Annotated in this window: 1 protein-coding gene; it reads right to left on the reverse strand. The window is 50.2% G+C overall.

Translation table 11 applies throughout. The annotated features are described in order from the left end of the window. Window positions 1-277 (reverse strand): beta-xylosidase family glycoside hydrolase (locus tag B0E34_RS22805; RefSeq protein WP_503327699.1); only part of this gene is annotated, 277 nt, incomplete at both ends.

The following is a 277-nucleotide window of genomic DNA, read 5'->3' on the forward strand; positions in this document are numbered from 1 at the left end:
CTTCAATCCTTCTTCATAGATCAAGCAGCATTTCAAATAATTATTCGTGCTGTAGTAGCAGACGATCCCCGCTTGCTCTCCGGACGCCGAAGGTGAAAAGTCGAGTTTCACGCCGGCGCTGTATAGGTGGTGCTTTTCCCTTCTGACGACCGTATTTTTTGCACGGATGTCATGTAAATCCCAATCACCTGTCCACAGCCTGAGATATCCCGGTCTCTCGGTCAAAGACCAGCCGGAATGATCGGGATTCCTGACAAACTGCCAGTCAAGACCGAGC

The sequence above is a fragment of the Chryseobacterium mucoviscidosis genome (genome assembly GCF_002177115.1).
Classification (GTDB): Bacteria; Bacteroidota; Bacteroidia; order Flavobacteriales; family Weeksellaceae; genus Chryseobacterium; species Chryseobacterium mucoviscidosis.